Here is a 20,911-nt window from a genome sequence, read left to right as displayed (position 1 = left end):
TGGAGCCGTTTTTTACGATACAGGTAATCATTTGTGATTCCCTGTATCATATTCATCCTTCTGGTAAGAATGAATCTTAAGTAAGGAACGCGGTGCCATGATAAAGCTTTTTAAGTGCGCCGATATAAAACCCAATTGAAAAAAGAAAAGAAAGGGAACAGGTGAATGAATGTTTGCCGACAGAGCAAAAATATTTATTAGATCCGGAAAAGGCGGCGATGGCCATGTCAGCTTCCGGAGGGAACTTTATGTTCCATGCGGCGGTCCTGACGGTGGTGACGGCGGCCGCGGCGGTGACATTATATTTGAAGTGGACGAAGGCCTTAATACATTAAGCGACTTTCGGCACATTCACAAATATACCGCCAAAGATGGTGAGCCCGGCGGAAAACGGCGCTGCCATGGAAAAGACGGTGAGGATTTAGTGATCAAGGTTCCGGAAGGCACGGTAATCAAGGACTTTGAATCGGGAAAAATCATAGCCGATATGTCTGGTGAAAACCGCCGGGAAGTTATATTAAAGGGCGGCAGGGGCGGACAGGGGAATATGCATTATGCTACCCCTACCATGCAGGCACCGAAATATGCCCAGCCCGGACAACCTTCCCAGGAGCTTTGGGTACAGCTTGAACTGAAAGTCATTGCGGATGTAGGATTGGTAGGGTTTCCTAATGTGGGGAAATCTACGCTCCTTTCAAGAGTCAGCAATGCAAGGCCCAAGATCGCCAATTATCACTTTACAACGTTAAACCCTTATTTGGGTGTTGTGGATGTGGCTGGGGGAAAGGGCTTTGTTATGGCAGATATTCCGGGACTGATCGAGGGAGCCTCCGAGGGAATCGGATTAGGACACGATTTCCTTCGTCATATTGAGCGTACCAGAGTCCTGGTTCATGTAGTGGATGCTGCTTCTACAGAGGGCAGGGACCCGATCGCAGATATTTATGCGATCAATAAGGAACTGGGTGCCTATAATCCGGAACTGTTAAAACGTCCTCAGATTATTGCAGCCAATAAGACAGATGCCATTTATGATGACAGTGAGAACCCTGTTGAAAAGCTGAAGGCGGAATTTGAACCCCAGGGTGTGAAAGTCTACCCCATTTCTGCGGTAAGCGGCCAGGGAGTAAAAGAACTGTTATATGCCATCCATGATCTGCTTCAGACCATTAATCTAAGTCCGATCATCTTTGAAAAAGAATTTGATATCAAGAATCAGTCCGATGCAATGCTTCCTTATACGGTTGAAGTAACGGAAAATGGAGCTTATGTAGTAGAAGGACCGCGTATCGAAAAAATGCTGGGCTATACAAATTTAGAATCTGAAAAAGGCTTTAGCTTCTTCCAGAAATTCTTAAAAGAAAATGGGATTTTAGAAGAACTGGAACAGGCGGGAATTGAAGAAGGGGATACGGTCCGCATGTATGGTCTTGAATTCGACTATTACAAATAAAGCAAGGAGAATATTATGACAAGCAAGCAGAGATCCTATTTAAAAGGATTGGCGATGAATATAGATCCGATCTTCCAGATTGGTAAATCCAGCCTGACTCCGGAAATTACCACAGCCATTGCAGAGGCGCTGGAAGCCAGGGAATTAATAAAGATTACAGTATTGAAGAATTGTCTGGATGACGGAAACAGCATAGCTGCCGTACTGTCTGAACGTACTCATTCTGAGATCGTTCAGGTAATTGGAAGGCGAATAGTCCTTTATAAGCAGGCAAAAGAGGAAACTAAGAGGAAAATTGTACTTCCCCGGTAATCCTGCTTCATTTTTGGGTCAGGGAGTCGAAAAGTATGGGTAAAATAGGTATTATGGGCGGAACGTTTGACCCGATCCACAATGGACATTTGATGCTTGGCAAACAGGCATATAACGAATATGGTTTGGATGAAATCTGGTATATGCCTTCCGGGCATCCACCTCATAAAAAGTACCATCATGTAACAGAGCCAGCCATTCGGCTTGCCATGACAGAACTTGCCATGAAGGGCCAAGCGGGATTTGTGTGTTCAGATTTTGAAATCAGACGAAACGGGAATACGTATACGGCCCAAACGTTAAAGTTACTCCGCGAGGCATATCCTGAGCATACCTTTTATTTCATCATCGGAGCGGATTCGCTGTATGAAATCGAAAGCTGGTATGAACCGGATCAGGTATTGTCACAGGCCGTGATACTGGCAGCCCGACGGGAATATGAGGACGCGGACCGCTCTATGGACCATCAGATCGCTTATCTGTCTGCCAAATATGGAGCGGATATCCAAATGCTGCACTGCAAGGAAATGGACATTTCTTCTGCAGATTTACGTCAGATGGTTGCTAAGGGCCAGTCCATTGCGGATTTTGTACCGCAGGAAGTTATGACATACATCAGTGCCCATGGCTTATATCAGGAGATGGAAACATGAACGATGTAATATTGGATTTGCGAAATGAGCTGAGGGGGATATTAACCCCTTCCAGATTTGAACATACGATCAGCGTATCATTTATTTGTACCGCTTTGGCAATGCGGTATGAGTACGACCTGGATAAGGCGGAACTGGCCGGTTTGCTCCATGACTGTGCCAAGCATTATGGAGATGATGAAATTATAAAAAAATGCCGGAAACAGGATATTTTGTTAACTGACGATGAACTCAGGGCCCCGGTGGTGCTTCACGCGAAATATGGAGCATGGCTGGCTGAGCATAAATATGGTATTAAGGACGAAGAAGTGATAAACGCCATCCGCTGGCATACCACCGGTAAACCGGAGATGTCTCTTCTGGAAAAAATCGTTTTTACTGCCGATTACATCGAACCCCGGCGCGGCAAGGCGGCTGATTTGCCTCTTGTACGTTCTCTGGCGTTTGTAAATTTGGAGGATTGCGTATACCGGATTCTCAAAGATACCCTGGATTATCTGAAAGGAAAAGGAAGTTTTGTAGATTCCATGTCAAACCAGGCATATGTTTATTATAAACAGATTCACAATGAAAAGAAGGGAGAGCAAAGATGAATCAGTCAGTTGAAATGGTGAAAACCGCTTATGCGGCTTTATCTGATAAGAAGGGTGAGGATATCAGCATCATTGATATTCGAAAAGTGTCGGTAATGGCAGATTATTTTATCATTGCCAGCGGCACGAATACGAATCAGGTTCAGGCCATGGTCGATAATGTAGAAGAAGAACTCGGTAAAAAGGGTTTTGTCTGCAAACAGGTGGAAGGTTATCAGTCCGCCAATTGGATCCTCATGGATTACGGCGATATCATCATCCATGTGTTTGACCGTGAAAACCGTTTGTTCTATGATCTGGAAAGAATCTGGAGAGATGGAAAAACAATTGCAGCTGAAGAATTAGAAGCTTTATAAATAGAGAAATTCGAAAAGAGTAGAAAGCGGCTTAACAGAACCTGTGAGCCGTTTTTTTATTTTAGAGGAAGATGTCACTGATGTGACAGCGCGTCAGCGCTAGAGTCTGACAAATCAGACTCTTTTTTTTACCGGGCGATGGTTTACATAAAATAATTATGTAAACCATCGCCCGGTAATATAGTTCTGATTGCAAAATATTAATGGATTCCCAGACGGAACAGACCGATTACCTTCCCTAAAATTTCTACATGGTCTACGATGATCGGATCCATGGAATCGTTTTCCGGCTGAAGGCGGTAATGGCCGTTTTCTTTAAAAAACCGCTTTACCGTTGCCGAATCATCGACTAACGCAACAACGATCTCTCCATTATGTGCGGTCGGGCAGTGCTCAACGATGATCTGATCTCCTTCAAGAATACCCGCATTGATCATGCTGTTCCCCCTCACTTTTAACATAAAGGTTTCCGCATTCGGGAGCAGATCCGATGGGATCGGATAATAGTTCTCAATGTTTTCTTCTGCATAAAGAGGCTGACCGGCCGCTACGGTTCCTAAGACCGGGACATTCACAACCTCCCGGCGCGTCAGATTAAAGCAGTCATCAATAATTTCAATGGTCCGCGGCTTGGTAGGATCTCTTCTTATATATCCCTTCTCCTCAAGCGTTTCCAGATGGGAGTGCACGGAAGAGGTGGATTTTAAATGAACGGCTTCGCAGATTTCCCTGACTGCCGGAGGATAACCCTTCTTTAATATCGTCTCTTTTATATATTCTAAAATTTCCTGCTGTTTGGGTGTGATTTTTTCTTGCGCCATGACACAGCCTCCTCAATCCTTTTTTCATTAAACCTATAGTAACATATGTTCGAAAAAAATGCAAACTTTTGTTCGAAAAAAGCAAAATGAATTGACAAACATATGTTCGCAGTGATATGATTAAGGCGTAAAAGGAACATATGTTCTTGTGCGGATTTTTTTCAGGAGGTATACGTATGATAAAGCAATTGATTACATTATCACTGGTTGTTTTGCTGGGTTCCCATTTTTTTGGCAATTCGTTAATGAATGCACTGGCCGGAGAGGTGGAGACACAGGCGATCGATAAGTATTATACCAGCATTGAGATACAAAAAGGCGACAGCTTATGGAGTATTGCCGGAAGGTATGGGGAGAACAGCGGGATGACCACAGCCCAGTATGTGAAAGAATTAAAGAATATGAACGGGTTAAAGGAAGATACCATTCACAGCGGGCAGTATTTAACTGTCATGTATTTCGTAACAGATTCTGATTAATAAGAACCGGGCAAGGAAACCCAAATCATTGCCGCTCTAAAATCCATTGATTTTATGCAGACAATAACTTAGAATAGTAGTAATATAAATTGCTTTTGAGAGCTTTATTGATCTCAGAATTATTCTTATAGTTAAAGGATTAATTACAATATGAAGATAACATTTGGAATTCTCGCCCACGTAGATGCCGGAAAAACCACTTTTTCAGAACAAATATTGTACAAAGAGCATGTAATCAGGACACTGGGCCGCGTAGATTCAAAAAATGCATGTATGGACCACGATGACATCGAAAGAGCCAGAGGGATCACCATATATTCTGATATGGCCAGTTTTACACATGGTGACCATACGTATTATCTGGTAGACACCCCGGGCCATACCGATTTTTCTGCTGAGATGGAAAGGACCCTGGAAGTGATGGACTATGCAATTCTGGTCATCAACGGAGCCGATGGAATACAGGGCCATACCGAAACCATTTGGAAATTACTGGACCGTTATAAGATTCCTGCCTTTTTATTTATCAATAAGCTGGACATCGTTTCAGCTTCTTATGAAAGGATCTTATCTGAGGTTCAGGAACGCTTTTCGAAGGATATCCTGGATTTTCAAGGCATTTACCTTGAGAATGGAAATGAGGATACTATTACAGATGAGTTAATTGATATTGTATCTGAATGGAATGAAGAATTGCTGGACAAGTGGCTGGAGGGAACCATTACCTTTGAGGATCTGAAACCGGCGATTATTTCTCAAATTAAAAATCGTCGGTTATTCCCCTGTTTCGGCGGCTGTTCTTTGACTGGAGAAGGAGTGGAAAAGTTTATGCGAGCCTTTTATAGCATGACTGAAGCTTCTTATCCTGTATCTGCTCCTTTTAGCGGGAGAGTATTTAAGATTCGTTATGATGGGCAACGGGAACGCATGACTTATTTAAAAATATTAAGCGGTGTTCTGCACGTCCGTGATTCTTTGTCAGAGGTTGAGAAAGTTCGTCAGATAAGGATCTTTCAAGGGGAACGTTTTGCCACCGTTCAAGAGGCTTCTGCAGGAGATGTGGTGGCTGTCACCGGGCTTAGGAATACCAAAGCAGGGCAGGGACTTGGAGAAATCCATGATGCGGTGGTTCCAACGCTTCATCCGGCCCTTCAGGCCAAAGTTTTATATTCACCGGAGATTCCGGACAGGACGGTACTACAGATACTCCATATTCTGGAGGAAGAAGATCCTGCGTTAAGTGTAGTATGGGAAGAGCCCCTGCGGCAGTTAAAAATGAATATTATGGGTAAGATTCAGCTTGAGGTTCTGAAACAGGCCATCTGGAACAGGTTCCAGATATCTGTTTCCTTTGGACAACCGGAGGTTGTATATAAGGAGACAGTAGCCGAACCTGTTATGGGATATGGGCATTTTGAACCCCTTCGTCATTATGCTGAAGTCGCTTTAAGAATAGAGCCTGGCAAGAGAGGAGATGGGATCTCATTTGAGAGCCGGTGCCATGTGGACAGACTGGGAATTAACTTCCAGAATTTGATACGCAATCATGTTATTGAAGCTGTTCATAAAGGAGTTTTAACCGGTTCTGAACTGACGGATGTTAAGGTTGTCCTGGTTGATGGAATTTCTCATATTAAGCATACGGAAGGCGGTGATTTCCGGGAGGCGGTTTATCGTGCAATCCGCCAGGGCCTTATGAAGGCCAGAAATTTGCTTTTAGAGCCATTTTACAGTTTTACCATCTCAGTTCCGGATTCCTTAACAGGAAGAGTGCTAAACGATATTGCTAAGTATTCTGGCCGGTTTGTTGCGCCGGTTCCGGATGGAAGCGGGAAAACTGTTATAATGGGAGAGGTCCCTGTAGCTTCTTTCATGAATTATGGAGAAGAACTGATGGTGATGTCTGGAGGAAAGGGCGGTCTTTCCATGGAATTTTCTCATTATGATATATGTCATAATGAAAATGAAGTTATAGCGTATTATCAATATAATCCCGACGGGGATACTGCGAATCCTTCCTGTTCCGTTTTTTGCCACAAGGGAACCTCATTTGTTGTAAATTGGGAGCAAGCGGAAGACTATATGCATACCCTTCGATAATACGCTTGATCAAAATAATTATCTGTAAAATGTGAAATGAATGGATTGACAAAAACACATTAAGATAATTGATGTACTCCGAACGCAAAGATATATTTGGATTTGGGTTCGGAAAAATTAACAAAACCATATTCCTGATACTCTTGTTATAAATCTGTTACTTTTTAGTGAAAATAGGCGGCAGAAGAGAGGTATTGCTTGACATAAACGGGATAAGCGTTATAATACTACCATGGATTGCGCTGAAAATGGATCCAGGCCTATATAACCGATAAACTTCAATTATATTTTTATATTTGAAACGCAGAATCAATCGCAGGTAATTGATTTCATTGAGCTGGAAAGGTTAGTGATTATGAGTTTAGAAAAGCAGAAGGCTTTTATTATCCATTGTATATTTGGATTTATTTTGCTGATTATGGTATATGCAGGAATTAAATATGTTTTCCCGTTATTAATGCCATTTGTTATTGGTATCGTTGTTGCCATGGCATTCCGTAATGTCATAGATTTGTTAGAGGAGAAAACCCACATAAAAAGAACAATTATCTCTATTGTTGTTTTAATTTCATTCTACAGTCTGGTCGGATTAATCATTAGCTTAATTGGTGCTAAATTTTTCCATTTTATCAGTACTTTGTTTAACAGTCTTCCGTCTTTATATAAAGAGACACTTCAGCCGGTGTTCCAGATGATGACGGACAATATGTTCGATAGATTCCCAAGTATTAAAATTTATATGGATGATTTCATTAATAACATTGGACAGTCCATTTTTACCTATCTTTCTAATATTTCTACCAAAGTAGTCGGTATGGTTACAGGTTTGGCCAGTCAAGTTCCAACGTTATTGATAAAGGTTATTTTCACGATTGTTTCTTCATTTTTCTTTACAATTGACTATTATAAGATAAGTAATTTTCTCATACATCAGTTCAGATCTGAACAGAGGGATGTCATAATAAAAATAAAAGATAATATTATTGGTTCACTCGGCAAGTTTATAAAAGCCTATGCATTAATTATTTCCATAACTTTTTTGGAATTATCTCTCGGTTTCAAACTTTTAAGTATACCAACACCATTTCTCCTGGGCGGTATAGTGGCAATCATTGATATTATGCCCATACTAGGTACAGGAGCGGTTCTTTTGCCTTGGTCTATCATAGCTTTTTCTATGGGAGATACGAAGACCGGTTTGGGAATGCTGGTTCTGTATATCTTTATAACAGTAATCAGACAGATATTAGAACCTAAAATTATAGGCCAACAGATTGGATTACACCCCATCGTGACGCTAATATTGATGTTTATCGGTGCCCAACTAATGGGAATCTTAGGGTTATTGATATTGCCGGTAATCGCTACGATTCTTGTCAAACTTAATAGAGAGGGGAGTATCCACCTGTTTAAGACATAAATTTATTGTTATTATATTGGATGTGAAACTAATTCACAATTCCTGTTCACTTATATATGCTTAAAATTCTCGTAATTTCACTTTATTTCTGGCGCTTCTGCGGCGTTCATCCTCCAGAGCAGCATAATGCTTTTTTGTTGTGTTTACATCGGAGTGGCCTAAAACATCTGCGACCAGATAGATATCACCTGTTTCTTTATACAAGCTTGTTCCATACGTGCTCCGAAGTTTATGAGGAGTGATCTTTTTTAAAGGGGTCACCAGCTTGGAATACTTTTTAACCAGATTTTCAACGCTGCGGACTGCAATTCGTTTTTTTTGAAGGGAGAGGAAAAGAGCCTTTTCATGTCCTTCCTGGGCAATAACCAGATTCCGTTCTTCCAAATAATCGAGAAGAGCATTCTCTACCTCAGAACCAAAGTATACCGTAACTTCTTTTCCGCCTTTTCTATGAATACGAATCCCGCCATTTTTAAAATCAATATCATCTAAATCCAATCCGACACATTCCGATACGCGGATTCCGGTCCCCAGCATAAGCGTCAAAAGGGCCAGGTCACGGACTTTTGTCTTTTCATGGTAAGCTTTTTGTTTCTCAGTCAGAGCCTCACCGCTTTCTACTTCGTCAAGCAAAAGAGCAACTTCATCTATATCCAAACGTATAATATCTTTTTCATGAAGTTTCGGAAGCTGTACAAGCGCAGCGGGATTGTTTAGAAGCCGTTCATTCCGGTAATAATAGTTATAAAAGCTCTTAAGTGAGGAAATTTTCCGCATGATTCCCCGCTCCTTGTTTGTTACTTCCTGATTTTTATCATTAAAGCGGTATTTTAAATATTCCATATATTCTTCAATATCCACAACACGGAGAGCATCCAGATGATCCAATGTAATATCCTGTATATCAAGCTTGCGGATCACAGGGTTTTCCTTAAGAAGAAATTCAAAAAACACTCTAAGATCATATGCATAGGCAATCCTGGTCCGGGAAGATGTACGCGGTTCAATGCCCCGGAAAAAATCCCCACAAAAGCCGGGAAGCTCTTTCACTAGCTGGCGCAGGTGCCTTACATTTTCAATGTCTTTTTGTTGATGATAGGAGAGAGGAGCGCTCATAGTTCAACCTCATTTCTTGGTATATTTTTATTATGATTCGGGGTGGGGACTTTACTCCATTTAAAACCAATGAAATCTTTTGAAATGACAAATAAGACTTACAACAGTCAATTCAATGCGATTTACATATGTAAGTGGTGAAACATATAAAAACGGCCAACGACGTTTGTAAATCAGATAATAGCATGGTTTCAATTAAACAGCCTTATTATGGGGATACGAATCCTAACAGGTAAGGCAGTTATAACATTAAAGCTTCATGATAAACTCCCTAGTTAATGGTAGGTAGATGCATCTCGGTAAATTGCCTGATTAACTATAGAGAAACCTCTTTCGCGAAAGTCTGGTTCAACTATTCGTTAAACTAGACTTTCGCGAATAGTTGAACATACCTATATATTAACATATAACCCAAAAAACTGTTTCTGTTTTGTCATTTTTCCATTAGATACTATTACTATTCATTTAGTATACCATATTGGCATTATCCTAGTCCAATGATATTATAAAAAATGATGTATTTTTCTGCGCATTCCATACAATACGGACAACAATGTAATAATCCGATTATTACTTCCAGTTTATAAAAACTCACGACGGCTGCGCCCTACCACTCTCCGGACGCTCTTCTGGGTCCTCATTCCAGATTCACTGGCAGGGCTGCAGGATTGTCAGAATTCCCGCTTTTCTCCTTGGAGCTACAGGTCAGTTTAGATTCCTCTGGCTCCCAGCTACGCTACAGCATTAATCGACTACTCTCTTGACCTTTCCGGATTTCTTTGCCAGCTCTTCACGATTTCCCGGCTACAAAAGTATACTTTTACGTTATGGGCAACAAATCTGTTAAAAAACAACCAGAGGTCTTGCGACCTTACATATTCTAGTGTATAATATGGATATAATTATACAAATATTATGAATCAGGAGGGATCGTATATGAACATTAAATCATCAGCCGACTTGAGAAACAAATATTCGGAAGTTTCCGAATTGGCAAAAATTTCGGGTGAGCCTATTTATATTACGCTTAATGGGAATGGAGATGGGGTCTTTATGAGCATCGAGGCCTTTGAAAAGAGGGAAGAACTTTTGTTAATGAGAAGCCGGGTGCTAGCGGCCGAAAATGCGCGCTTGGCCGGCGGCAAGACACACAGCCAGGATGAAGTAGACGAAAGGTTTAAAAAACGCTATGAGAATTGAATATTTAGATGCTGCGTTGGCAGATCTAGATAATATCACGGATTATTATGCTCTGACCTTCGGCGTAGAAAGTGCATATAAAGTATATGAGCAGATCAGAGGGAGTATCGTTCGCCTGACAGATTATCCTTACTCTGGTGTACCAGCAAAAGATGATCTTTTAAGAAAATTAGGCTACAAAGAGCTTTATTCAGGGAGATTCGTTGTAATCTACCGGGTAGAACTACAGAATGATAAAATTTTTATTTATCATATTGCAGATACACAAACCGATTATCCAAAGTCATTTAATAATTTGAAAATGGATCATAAATAAGCATAACATTGGATATGCTATCACATTTGTGTTGCCGGTAGCTGCAGTAAGAGCGCTGGCTTACCGACTTCCAATCAGCTGCTACTCTTAACTTCTGTTTCGAACCATAACATCAATCTTAGATACTTAAATATAAGTATCCCTGCTATATACTGGAAAACTAAATATCCATCTAAATATAAAATTAAATTACTTATATGCCACTCTCCCATCAAATGCACGTTTAATGATTTAAAAGAAGTTTGGCCTGGAATCACCCTTCTTCAATTACAATAAGGGCTTCTCGTTGTAGTTGCCCACGTCTGCAAGGCTTACCAGATGGCCCATACATCAAGAAACAATGAGGCCGTTCCTCTTAATGCATCCTTTTTCTGTCATTTGCATACAAAGCTTCGACAATTGTCGTCCCGATGCTCGGTTTATCTGCGATAATAGTTTGATAGATTGTCGTTGTTTTGGGTTTGGGAGTAGTGTATAATTTATTCAAAACATTAAGAAAGAACTATGGAGGTTTGAGTTAATGGATGATTTCACAAAGAAAGATATGGAGGAGGCGCTCCGGGCTATAGATTCAATGATTGACCGAAGCGAGAAAGCACAAGGAAAATTTGCACAAGGCACTTCACAGTACACGTTGCAAAAGAACAGGATTAAAGCGCTTAATATTACCTCATTGCTAATAAGAAAAGAATTAACTGGGCAATATATAACAGATAAATATACGAAAGAAGACTTGGAAAAAGCGTTCGCACCAATAGCTTCACTGATTAGCAAAAGTGAAAAAGCCCAGAAAAAATTAGTACAGGGGACTTGGCAACATACGATGCTGGGCAATAATATCAAATCCTTATATATAGCATCACCATTATTAACAAAGGCATTGAGTTCACTATAGTACCAGCAGTGAAACTGGATAATTAGCTTCTTTGTTTTGTCACTTTTCTCTTTCTTCCAACTCAGTCATTTATCATATTGTTAAAATAAAAGCGACAAAACTATACCATTTTATTTTATTGCTTTATAGTTTTGTCGTTTTTCTAATATTAGCGACTAAGCCCTCTCAGCCCTTTGTTTACAATGAATCCTAAACTTCCAGAGTTTTTCCGCAAATTTTTCGGTTTTTAGCACTTCTGGAACTTTGTGTCAATCCCGAATATAATCAAAAAAAGTTTTACTACTGCCTTGTCTGTCTTATAAATTTTACTTTTGATAACCCCGGCTTTGCATTTAAGCATTCAGAATATTCGGCTCATTCAGTTTAAAGTTCCGAAGATCATTAGCTAATCTCCCTATGTGCCCTCATATCACACCATTCAATAATTGTATCAATCTATCTAAGGCTATAATAATAGTAATCATGTCTTTTCAAAATCTTTTTCAGTTCTTCCAGATTAAGTATTTTGAACTTCCTGAGTTTCGTTCATAAAGAGTAATGATCTAGTTATTTTTTACATCTTAATTATGTATTCGATTTTCGTTATATCCACAATCCATAAAATGCTCATAATATTTTTTTAAATCATCCCCATATGTTGCCACTAAGTCCATGTTATTGTCTTTATATATCATTACGTCAAAATTACTGCATCCTTTACGCCCTTCTGCCATACCATAGAAAACAAAATGTTCTAGCAGTTTTTGTTCATCATTTCCCACCGCAGTCTGCAGATCTGAATTATTATTATAATAGAAGGTTGAGTCAAATACCAGCTTATAATCCTGAACATTTAAAGGTGACTCTTCTTTCTTTTCCGATGTTGAACTAGAGGTCTGCTTAGAAGAAGATTCCCCATAACCATTTTCATAAGGGCATACTCCGTTTGGATGTAAATGGGCTGGATAACCATGATGATAATGATAACTGCCCAAACCACTTTTATTTTTATAATCATGATGTCCGCCTTGAGAATCTGTACGCCCCGAATGCGCCTGTGCAATTATAATACAACCAGGATAACTTGTCTCCATAGACCCAATTATCAAAATTGCAGCAATAAACAAAGCAATCCTTTTAACTTTCTTTGCCAAAAGTCCCAGCTTCCTGCTTATAACTTCTGTACCCATATACTACTTCCCCCGTTTCTGTTTTTTATAAATACATCATATCATAAAATGGCATATATTACAAATATTGAGATGGGATTAATTATTCAAATTATAGCGCAAAGCATATTAAACCTTATTATTTTGTCGCTCATTTTTTTATATTTAATTCATGTTCTTTTATACGGTCTTATAAAAGACTCGTTCCTCTGTCATTTTGATTCTTACTGCCTTCATCACTTTTATCAGCTTTAAGATAACAATTATCTTAAAGCTGATAAGACCATTATATTAAATATTAAGAGTTATCGCTGTTTTCAGCCTTGCCTTATATTCTGCTTCAAATGCTTTCTCAGACGTTTTCTATTATAAGGTATTTATTTTATTCTTCAATTCAATAACTTTACGTTCTATTGTATGAATCACTTTAATAAAATCATAGTCTGATTTTCCAGTAGGATCATCTAATCCCCAATCTTCTCTATATTTACACGGCAGATATGGACAATTTACATTGCATCCCATCGTAATAACAATATCAACTGGTGGAATCTCCTCTAACATTTTAGAACGTTGATTTTTTTCCATATCAATTCCATACAACTCCTTAACCAATCGCACAGCCTCCTGGTTGATTCCAGGTTTCGTCTCCGTTCCTGCAGAATAACTTTCAAATGTATCACTTGCAAAATGCTTTCCCAATGCTTCTGCAATTTGGCTTCTACAGGAATTGTGAACACAGATAAAGGCAACCTTTTTCATTGGTGCACCTCCTTATATTAAAAGTAATTTATCGCCTTTTACTTCATCGGCACTCCAAGCGATTAGAGCAAACTTACCCTTTGAATGTAAGTCTGTTTTATTGATCCATTCAATTTCGTTGCTCGCTTTTGCAGATAATAAGGCATTTGTGGTACGTGTCTGATATAAAGAAGAATTGATCACCCACCATTTTGTTGCTATGCCGGCTCTCTTCAAATCCTCTTCCAGCCGCAAGGCTTCATAGACAGGTGTGGTTTCTGCAAGTGTAACGATAATCACTTCAGTTTCATCGCTGCGCAGCCTTGGAAGCAGTTTTTTCACTGATTCCGGGATATCCCCCTGGGTTCTTTTTACTTCTTTATGATAGCTCTGTGTAGAGTCCAGCAAAAGCAGTGTATGACCTGTTGGTGCGGTATCAATCACAACCACTTCATTGTCGGCTTTTTCTACAATCTCAGCAAACGCGCGGAATACCGCAATTTCTTGGGTACAAGGAGAACGCAGATCTTCTTCTATATAAGCAATATCATCTTCGCTCAAGGTTTTTCTTGCTTTAGTAAGTACTTCTTCCTGATAGCGTTTCAGTTCTTCCTGCTCATCAATATGACTCATAGCAATGTTTGTGTTTTCATCCATGACAAATTTTAAGTGCGCAGCCGGGTCCGTTGTGGCCAAATGGACCTTTCTTCCTCTTTTGTTAAGACCCATTGCAATGGAAGCTGCAATGGTTGTTTTACCAACACCGCCCTTTCCCATTGTAAAAATAACTTTTTTACCACTGTTATACAGATCATCAATAACGTCATTTAATTTTGGGGTTTCCGGAGTCAATAAACGCTCTGTACGCGGTATGAAATTATCTTTTGTTAATAACGTCCTGACATGATCCAGACCTGTAATATTATATGCCCGAAGTGGTACCTGATAAGCTGTAAGAGATTTTAAGTGCTTTGGAATGTTGATCAAAGCTTTCTGCTGCTTATGATAGAATGCCTTTGATACATCATCATCGTATCCTGGAAGAACACCATTGATTACCAGGATTTGATTGTTCACACCGATATCTGATAATTCTTTTGAGGCTCGTGCTGCTTCCTTTAAGGGAGCAGATTCCGGTCTGGAAACTAATATTAATGTTGTTAAATTTCCATTTGCTAATATTTCTACTGTTTTTTTGTAAACTTCTTTTTTATCATCTAAGCCAGATAACTGTCCCAGGCAGGAGGCCCCGTGTGTACTTTCGCTGATAAAATTACTCCAAGCCGATGGGAGCTGCAGCATACGAAGGGTATGACCGGTTGGAGCCGTGTCAAAAATAATATTATCATACTCCCTTAAGGTACTATCATCAGTAATAAAGTTTGAAAACTCATTGAAGGCGGCAATCTCTACGGTACAGGAACCGGAAAGCTGCTCTTCCATACTGGTTAATACTGACTCCGGCAATTTGCCGCGGTATGGAGCGATCACACTCTCCCGGTATTCCGCAGCTGCCCGGACCGGATCCAGGTTAGCAACCGTGAGGCCTGGAACTCCCTCAATAGTAACCCCTTTATTGGTCAATTCTGTAGAAAATACATCTTGCAGATTAGATGCCGGATCTGTACTAATTAACAGAACTTTCTTTCCCGCATCTGCCAAATTAACCGCAGTTGCACAGGCAATGGAGGTTTTTCCAACACCGCCTTTTCCGGTATAAAACAGATATTTTGTAAAAAGAATATTGGATGGATCAAATGTATTCATTATAAACCTCTTTTGAAGAACTGATATTGTGAGGGTTCATTCCCTTTTTCCTTAAGGTTAGCAGTAATTTCCACCTGAACAGCAGCATCCGCCTTTCTTTTGTCCGGTATTTTTTGTTCCTAAAATGTCTTCTTGAAGTTCCAATAAGGAAATGAACTCTTCATTTGTTGGATATCTGCCTTCTATAATAACAGCTCCGTCAACTGTGGTTACAGGAAGACCTTCTGCCCCCTTTTGGTTAATGAAATCATTGACGGCTTTGTTATTAACAAAAGCACCGGGAGCATTTGAAAGATTATACCGTTCTACTTTTATTCCACTTTTCTTTAACGTATTAAGGACAGTAGATATTCTTAGAAGCTCCGGATCCACTCCAACTCCACAGAGCCCTGTTGAGCAACACATTGCAGGTTCGTAGATTTCCATAGTTTTCATACTAAAATCTCCTTTATTATAATTTTTAAAAAATCACATATTTATTTTACTTCCTGAAACCAGCTTCTGGAATTATTTGCAATCTTTACAAGCAATAACATGACCGGAACTTCCACCAATACGCCGACTACAGTGGCTAATGCAGCCGGGGATGTGGTTCCAAACAATGAGACGGCCACTGCAACTGCAAGTTCGAAGAAGTTTGATGCACCGATCATTCCAGCTGGTGCTGCCACATCATGGGGAAGCTTTAACACCTTACTTGCTCCATATGCAATGAAGAAAATAAGAAATGTTTGAATGATAAGGGGGACCGCAATTAATACAATATGGAATGGATTGGATAAAATCACGTCTCCCTGGAAGGAAAATAATAAAACAAGCGTTAACAGCAGGCCAATCACCGTTACATGATCAAATTTTTTAACAAAGATATTCTCAAAATAGGATAATCCTTTACGCTTAACTACCGTGACCCGGGTTAAAATTCCACCCATCAGGGGAATTACAACAAATAATACGACTGAAAGAATTAAAGTATCCCAAGGTACGGATACATTGGATATTCCCAATAAAAACTTAACTATTGGAACAAAAGCTGCTAGTATGATCAAATCATTGGTTGCTACCTGAACAACGGTATAGGCTGGATTGCCCTTTGTCAGATGACTCCATACAAAAACCATAGCAGTACATGGAGCCGCTCCAAGCAACACAGCTCCTGCAAGATATTCTTTAGCAAGGTCAGGTAAAATAAAATTTCGAAAGATCACATAGAAAAACAGAGAAGCGATCCCATACATCGTAAAGGGCTTAATGAACCAATTTGTAATCCAGGTCACAAACAGGCCTTTCGGATTTTTCCCTACGTCCCGGATACTTTTAAAGTCAACTTTCATCATCATAGGATAAATCATAAGCCAAATTAAGATTGCAACCGGAATAGACACCTCGGCATATTCAAATTTGCTTAAATATTCAGGAATTCCCGGCAAATATTTCCCTATCATCACTCCTGACGCCATGCATAGGGCTACCCATATGGTTAAATATTTTTGAAAAAAGCCAATGCCCTGAAGCTTTTCTTTATTCATTACTTGCCTCCTTGCTTCTACATGAACATAAATCTTTACTTTTACATTCTCCTAATTTTTCACAGTCTTTACAGAATGTATTGAGTTTCTGTAAGCGATTCTTCAAGTATTCCCATAGTTCAGCATTTTCGGAAATAAAGATATCATTTAATTTGTAGTAAGCCCATTGTGCTTTTTTGTAACTGATTAAAATACCACAGTTTTTCAGTACGGCGAGATGTCTGGATGCATTGGATTGTGTCATCCCCAGAATCTCTTCCACTTCACAAACGCATAACTCCTCACTATTAACCAGCAATGATAATATTCTGAGCCGGCTTTCTTCAGATAATGCTTTAAATATTTGTATCATGTTGTCCTCCTATACGTTTTAATCTACATGTTATTTACTTCTGATGCTTAATATGTGTATATGCGCATTTACTCATATAGTATGCATACAGAAAGTCATAGGTTCCTATGACTTTGAAAATTTACAATGTTAATTTAAATGATGTTTATACTATACATCTGATATAAATAAATGTCAATATGATCTTTTTCGACAACATAAAAGGAAATACGCAAGGCGCTTTTCCCTGGTCCCTTCCGCTCTCTTCCCCTTTATATTATCCGCTTTAAGATGAAATTATCTCAAAGCGGATAAAACCAATATATTAATTATTAAGAGCTGCCGCCGTTTTCAGTAAAGCCTTTCCCCTTTAACTTCAAATGCTTTCTCAAATGCATTGATACCGTATGTTATTGTACGCCCGGACCAATTTCTCCGCCGGTTTCCGTCCCGGTCTGTTCTTCCGGACTTTCCCGACTTTCCCGACTTTCTTTAACTTCCTTTTCCGGTTTTGTTTCCTTTTCTTTATCTTTTCCCTTTTTCTTATCTTTTTCTTCCTGTGTTTCTTTTGTCTCTTCCATATTGGCACCTGGTCCAACCAGACTTCCATCATCATTGGTAGGAGCTTCCGTACTCTCCTGTTCGGTTGTCTCCGGAACCACCTCTCTCATGGTTTCTGCAGTCGTTTCTTCTGCATCTGCCTCAGCAGAATGCTCTGTTTGTACGGGTGGAGTCTCTTTTGGAGCAGAAGAAGTTTCCTTTTTCTTGCTGCCTGAACTTCCGCCGGTGGAAGCATTCTTTCCGGGCTCTGTGATGCCGCTTTCCTGAGAAATCTTGCCGCTGATCTTCTTTACAGCTGAAGACGGAGAGTAATCAGCCTGATTATAAAGGAACTGATGGAGCTGGCTGACATTGCTCTCTAATGTGGTGGCGATGACACAATCCATTCTGCCGATCTTCATCGTAGTACGTGAAAATGGAAAACCGGCCGTTTCTCCTATGTGGTATTTGCTGATTCCTTTTGCTATGGATAGAACATCATTCATGCCGATGCTGGTGGATATCTGTGGAAATACGGTAGAAACCAAAGTGCTAAGTGTAGCAAAATCAGCCTTTTTCGCTTTCTCCATAGCGAGATTCACCACCTTGCGCTGGCGTTCTGTCCGGTTAAAATCCGTATCCATGAGACGAAGCCTGGCATAGGCTACAGCTTGTACCCCATCTAAATGGTTCATCCCTGCGCTTTTCAACTGATAGGAGCCGATTCCGGTGGATTTAACGGTTTCAGTGATAAAACCGTTGATATAGGCGAATTCTGAATCCGTAATTTCCAAATCAATCCCGCCTAAAATATTTATGACATCAGCAACGGCCTTCCAGTTAAATGTGGCATAATCGTCAATGCTAAGATCCAGATTCTCATTTAATGCATCAAGTGCCTGTTTATGACCGCCTTTAAAATATGCCTCGTTAATCTTGTGATAGGTTCCTTCACTGTTAATCTTTAAATATGTATCCCTGAAAACCGATACCAGTTTTATCTCGCCGGTAGCCTTATCGATGTTGCAGATCATTTCCACATCGGACAGGGTTCCCTTTTCCAGATTCCCGTCTCTGGAATCTACGCCAAAAACTGCAATGGTCCAATATCCTTTCTGGTGGGTGCGCTGTTTAAACAGAAAAAAACCTGCCAACAGTACCAGAGCCAAAATTGTAAGCTCTGTAAGTATCACGCGCTGCTTGTGTTTGTGCTTCCGTTTTTTATCCGCCTTATGTTTTGCGCCGCTTTGCGGCCCGTTATAACGGACACGCGGATTCCTTCCGTCACCTGCACTATAATAGGTCCTGTCCCCTCTCACCGTCTGCTCCGGGTGCTTTTTTTCTGCCGGATGCTTTCTGTCCGCGCTCCGCGCTTTACTACTCCCTTCCCGCCTTTTGCGGGCCCGCATGCGGTCTAATTCATCCTCATAATCCATGACCGAATAATCAATCCTTTCCAATATTTTCTTTGGCAGATCCTATCTATTCTATCAGAAACCGGACCGTGATTTCTTGCTTTTCTCTTAATTTTATCAGTCAATCAGCTTTCTGTAATATGGCCAGTTCGCATCCATTGTCGAAATCGTAACATTATTGGCCAATGCGCTGGACTCGTGTATCACTGTCATATTTCCGCTGCTCTCCCAGCAGAGAAACATAACCACATGTGCTTCCTCTCCCGTTTTTATGATGATATCACCTGGCTGTAAGCCGTCTCTCTGGGTAGCGGATCCGCAGGAAACCAGTCCTCCCGTACTCTCACAGGATAAGCGTTTATTGAGAGCGGACCAGTATACCCAGCTGATCCAGCCGGAGCAGTCTAAGCCCTTCATGGAACGGCCCTTTTCATCCGGTGATACCAGGGACCCGAAATGGTTTTTCTCATAGCCCGCAGATGCCGGTTTTCCGCCCCAGTAATAGGGAACTCTGCCTACGGAGGATAACGCATAATAGATCAGTTTTCTCCGGTCTTCTGAAATATTTTCAGGAAGGCGGCTCATATAACTGTCAATTTCATCATAAGAAAGAGGGCTCGTAATAAACGAAGGGGAAAGGGTTAAGCCGTAAAGTTCTGACCAGTCCTGTTTTGCCAGATTGGAAGCATAGGTTTTGTTTTCTTCCGTCCAGCCCTGCCAGCTGCCTGTTTCCTTCGTTTCATTCCCAATGGCATCAAGGGCAAATAAGCCTTTCTTCGGATCCGACAGCCCGGCGATCACCGCTTTCACATGAAGATCCACGTGTCCGGGACAGACGGAAGGCAAAGAAGCTTCTGTTTCTGCCGGAGCTTCGGTTTCAGATTCTGCTGCCGCAGCTTCCCTAAGTGCAATGCCGGGGCCAATTTCCTTCGCAGCTTCTGTACCTTCGTCTTTTTGAGCTTCACCGGCAGCATCGGCATTGTCTGCGGAGGACTCCAAAGCGGCAGACGCTTCCGGAACCTCCGTCTTTTCTGCCTGTGCCGGTGTGGCCGGCTGTTCCGGTTGGGCACCGGCCGGATCCTCTTCTAAGGAACCGCCGCAGCCGTAGACATCGCTGATGGAATATTGGAAGCTGTGAGAGCTTTCCCACAGCTTGTCAGCGTAACTTAAAAAAGCATCGTAGTCTTCCGGTGCGGTATAATAAAAATATGTATTGGCCATAGCCATGATTTCCTGAATATTGGACTGTGGGGAAATCTGCTTTCCCTTTTCATCATAAAAGGTGATATCGATCTTGTTAAAGGAAAGCCCTTTGAATGAGCCTGCGGGCATTCCAAGGCTTAAAGCAACCCTTTCAGGGCTCTCATTTGCCAGCTGGTAAATAGAAGCCAGCCAATCCGAATCCTTTAGGGAAAGGGCTTCTGCTGCCTCTGCTCCCAGGCTTTTTTCCTGGCTGTCCCCTTCTCCATAAAGAAATGCAAGATTGAATGCGGTAAGAGAAGGAACAAAGGGGGCCGGCGTTTCTTCTGCTTCCGCCGTTTCCTCAGGGAGCTCCTCTGCTTTGGCTTCTGCGGAGGAAATGGTTTTTACTGCCGGCATGATCTTAAGTTTATCGTAGGATGAAAGGTAAGATTGGGAATATGCGCAGAGACACGCACCCAAAAGAGCCATAAGCATGGCAGCTAATATCTGTACTCTGACCGTTCTTTTTAACTTCATCTGCTAT

General features: G+C 40.8%; 21 protein-coding genes. 11 read left to right on the top strand and 10 right to left on the bottom strand.

Translation table 11 applies throughout. The annotated features are described in order from the left end of the window. Nucleotides 1-169: 169 nt before the first annotated feature. The 5 genes from obgE to rsfS are packed head-to-tail and all read left to right on the top strand — an operon-like array spanning nt 170 to nt 3,367. The gene (gene obgE / locus BQ9856_RS09725; protein WP_077610854.1) at nt 170-1,453 is read left to right on the top strand and encodes a GTPase ObgE; all 1,284 of its coding nucleotides are present in this window, start codon (nt 170-172) and stop codon (nt 1,451-1,453) included. Between the two features lie 15 nt (nt 1,454-1,468). Beyond that, complete coding sequence (yhbY, locus tag BQ9856_RS09720; RefSeq protein ID WP_077610853.1) at nt 1,469-1,765, top strand: ribosome assembly RNA-binding protein YhbY; 297 nt, start codon at nt 1,469-1,471, stop codon at nt 1,763-1,765. Between the two features lie 35 nt (nt 1,766-1,800). Next, the gene (gene nadD, locus BQ9856_RS09715) at nt 1,801-2,418 is read left to right on the top strand and encodes a nicotinate-nucleotide adenylyltransferase (protein ID WP_077610852.1); all 618 of its coding nucleotides are present in this window, start codon (nt 1,801-1,803) and stop codon (nt 2,416-2,418) included. Further along, nucleotides 2,415-3,011, top strand: a complete 597-nt coding sequence (gene yqeK, locus BQ9856_RS09710; protein ID WP_077610851.1) for a bis(5'-nucleosyl)-tetraphosphatase (symmetrical) YqeK — start codon at nt 2,415-2,417, stop codon at nt 3,009-3,011. The genes nadD and yqeK overlap by 4 nt, the downstream gene beginning before the upstream one ends. Beyond that, a complete protein-coding gene (rsfS, locus tag BQ9856_RS09705) occupies nt 3,008-3,367 on the top strand; it encodes a ribosome silencing factor (RefSeq protein WP_077610850.1) in 360 nt (119 codons plus the stop codon). Before yqeK ends, rsfS begins: the two co-directional genes overlap by 4 nt. A gap of 200 nt (nt 3,368-3,567) precedes the next feature. Here the strand turns inward: rsfS and lexA are convergent, their stop codons facing one another. Then, nucleotides 3,568-4,188, bottom strand: coding sequence for a transcriptional repressor LexA (lexA, locus tag BQ9856_RS09700; protein WP_077610849.1), 621 nt, complete (start codon nt 4,186-4,188; stop codon nt 3,568-3,570). Between the two features lie 176 nt (nt 4,189-4,364). On the opposite strand from lexA, the gene yneA reads away from it, so the two are divergent. From yneA to ytvI, 3 genes are all read left to right on the top strand, one after another. Continuing rightward, nucleotides 4,365-4,667 carry a cell division suppressor protein YneA gene (yneA, locus tag BQ9856_RS09695; protein ID WP_077610848.1) on the top strand — a complete coding sequence of 101 codons (303 nt, stop codon included), beginning with the start codon at nt 4,365-4,367 and terminating at the stop codon, nt 4,665-4,667. A gap of 150 nt (nt 4,668-4,817) precedes the next feature. Then, nucleotides 4,818-6,767, top strand: a complete 1,950-nt coding sequence (locus BQ9856_RS09690) for a GTP-binding protein (protein ID WP_077610847.1) — start codon at nt 4,818-4,820, stop codon at nt 6,765-6,767. 355 nt (nt 6,768-7,122) lie between these two features. Next, nucleotides 7,123-8,187 carry a sporulation integral membrane protein YtvI gene (gene ytvI, locus BQ9856_RS09685; protein WP_077610846.1) on the top strand — a complete coding sequence of 355 codons (1,065 nt, stop codon included), beginning with the start codon at nt 7,123-7,125 and terminating at the stop codon, nt 8,185-8,187. 60 nt (nt 8,188-8,247) lie between these two features. Here the strand turns inward: ytvI and BQ9856_RS09680 are convergent, their stop codons facing one another. Beyond that, nucleotides 8,248-9,303 (bottom strand): tyrosine-type recombinase/integrase, encoded by a 1,056-nt coding sequence (locus BQ9856_RS09680; protein ID WP_077610845.1) that lies wholly within the window; start codon nt 9,301-9,303, stop codon nt 8,248-8,250. A gap of 936 nt (nt 9,304-10,239) precedes the next feature. On the opposite strand from BQ9856_RS09680, the gene BQ9856_RS09675 reads away from it, so the two are divergent. From BQ9856_RS09675 to BQ9856_RS09665, 3 genes are all read left to right on the top strand, one after another. Then, nucleotides 10,240-10,503, top strand: a complete 264-nt coding sequence (locus BQ9856_RS09675) for a type II toxin-antitoxin system Phd/YefM family antitoxin (RefSeq protein ID WP_077610844.1) — start codon at nt 10,240-10,242, stop codon at nt 10,501-10,503. Then, nucleotides 10,493-10,819, top strand: a complete 327-nt coding sequence (locus tag BQ9856_RS09670; RefSeq protein ID WP_077610843.1) for a type II toxin-antitoxin system RelE/ParE family toxin — start codon at nt 10,493-10,495, stop codon at nt 10,817-10,819. The genes BQ9856_RS09675 and BQ9856_RS09670 overlap by 11 nt, the downstream gene beginning before the upstream one ends. Nucleotides 10,820-11,339: 520 nt before the next feature. Next, a complete protein-coding gene (locus BQ9856_RS09665; protein WP_077610842.1) occupies nt 11,340-11,714 on the top strand; it encodes a hypothetical protein in 375 nt (124 codons plus the stop codon). A gap of 560 nt (nt 11,715-12,274) precedes the next feature. On the opposite strand, the gene BQ9856_RS25170 is transcribed toward BQ9856_RS09665, so the two are convergent. From BQ9856_RS25170 to BQ9856_RS09625, 8 genes are all read right to left on the bottom strand, one after another. Then, nucleotides 12,275-12,883 (bottom strand): YHYH domain-containing protein, encoded by a 609-nt coding sequence (locus BQ9856_RS25170; RefSeq protein ID WP_077610841.1) that lies wholly within the window; start codon nt 12,881-12,883, stop codon nt 12,275-12,277. Nucleotides 12,884-13,228: 345 nt separating this feature from the next. Then, a complete protein-coding gene (locus BQ9856_RS09655; RefSeq protein WP_077610840.1) occupies nt 13,229-13,624 on the bottom strand; it encodes an arsenate reductase ArsC in 396 nt (131 codons plus the stop codon). A gap of 12 nt (nt 13,625-13,636) precedes the next feature. Then, entirely contained in the window at nt 13,637-15,370 is a 1,734-nt protein-coding gene (gene arsA, locus BQ9856_RS09650; protein ID WP_077610839.1) for an arsenical pump-driving ATPase, read from the bottom strand. A gap of 57 nt (nt 15,371-15,427) precedes the next feature. Then, nucleotides 15,428-15,805: an arsenite efflux transporter metallochaperone ArsD gene (gene arsD / locus BQ9856_RS09645; RefSeq protein WP_077610838.1), complete on the bottom strand. Its 378-nt coding sequence runs from the start codon at nt 15,803-15,805 to the stop codon at nt 15,428-15,430. 41 nt (nt 15,806-15,846) lie between these two features. Next, on the bottom strand, nt 15,847-16,899 hold the full coding sequence (gene arsB / locus BQ9856_RS09640; RefSeq protein ID WP_077610837.1) for an ACR3 family arsenite efflux transporter: 1,053 nt from the start codon (nt 16,897-16,899) through the stop codon (nt 15,847-15,849). Beyond that, nucleotides 16,892-17,251 (bottom strand): ArsR/SmtB family transcription factor, encoded by a 360-nt coding sequence (locus tag BQ9856_RS09635; RefSeq protein ID WP_077610836.1) that lies wholly within the window; start codon nt 17,249-17,251, stop codon nt 16,892-16,894. The genes arsB and BQ9856_RS09635 overlap by 8 nt, the downstream gene beginning before the upstream one ends. Before the next feature lie 389 nt (nt 17,252-17,640). Beyond that, nucleotides 17,641-19,206, bottom strand: coding sequence for an LCP family protein (locus tag BQ9856_RS09630; RefSeq protein WP_077613322.1), 1,566 nt, complete (start codon nt 19,204-19,206; stop codon nt 17,641-17,643). 96 nt (nt 19,207-19,302) lie between these two features. Beyond that, nucleotides 19,303-20,904 carry an NlpC/P60 family protein gene (locus BQ9856_RS09625; RefSeq protein ID WP_077610835.1) on the bottom strand — a complete coding sequence of 534 codons (1,602 nt, stop codon included), beginning with the start codon at nt 20,902-20,904 and terminating at the stop codon, nt 19,303-19,305. Between the last annotated feature and the right edge of the window lie 7 nt (nt 20,905-20,911).

It is taken from the genome of Clostridium sp. Marseille-P2415, from assembly GCF_900155545.1.
Classification (GTDB): Bacteria; Bacillota; Clostridia; order Lachnospirales; family Lachnospiraceae; genus Lacrimispora.
Note: the sequence above shows the minus strand (reverse complement) of the source record. Positions and strands in the feature narration are given on the sequence as shown.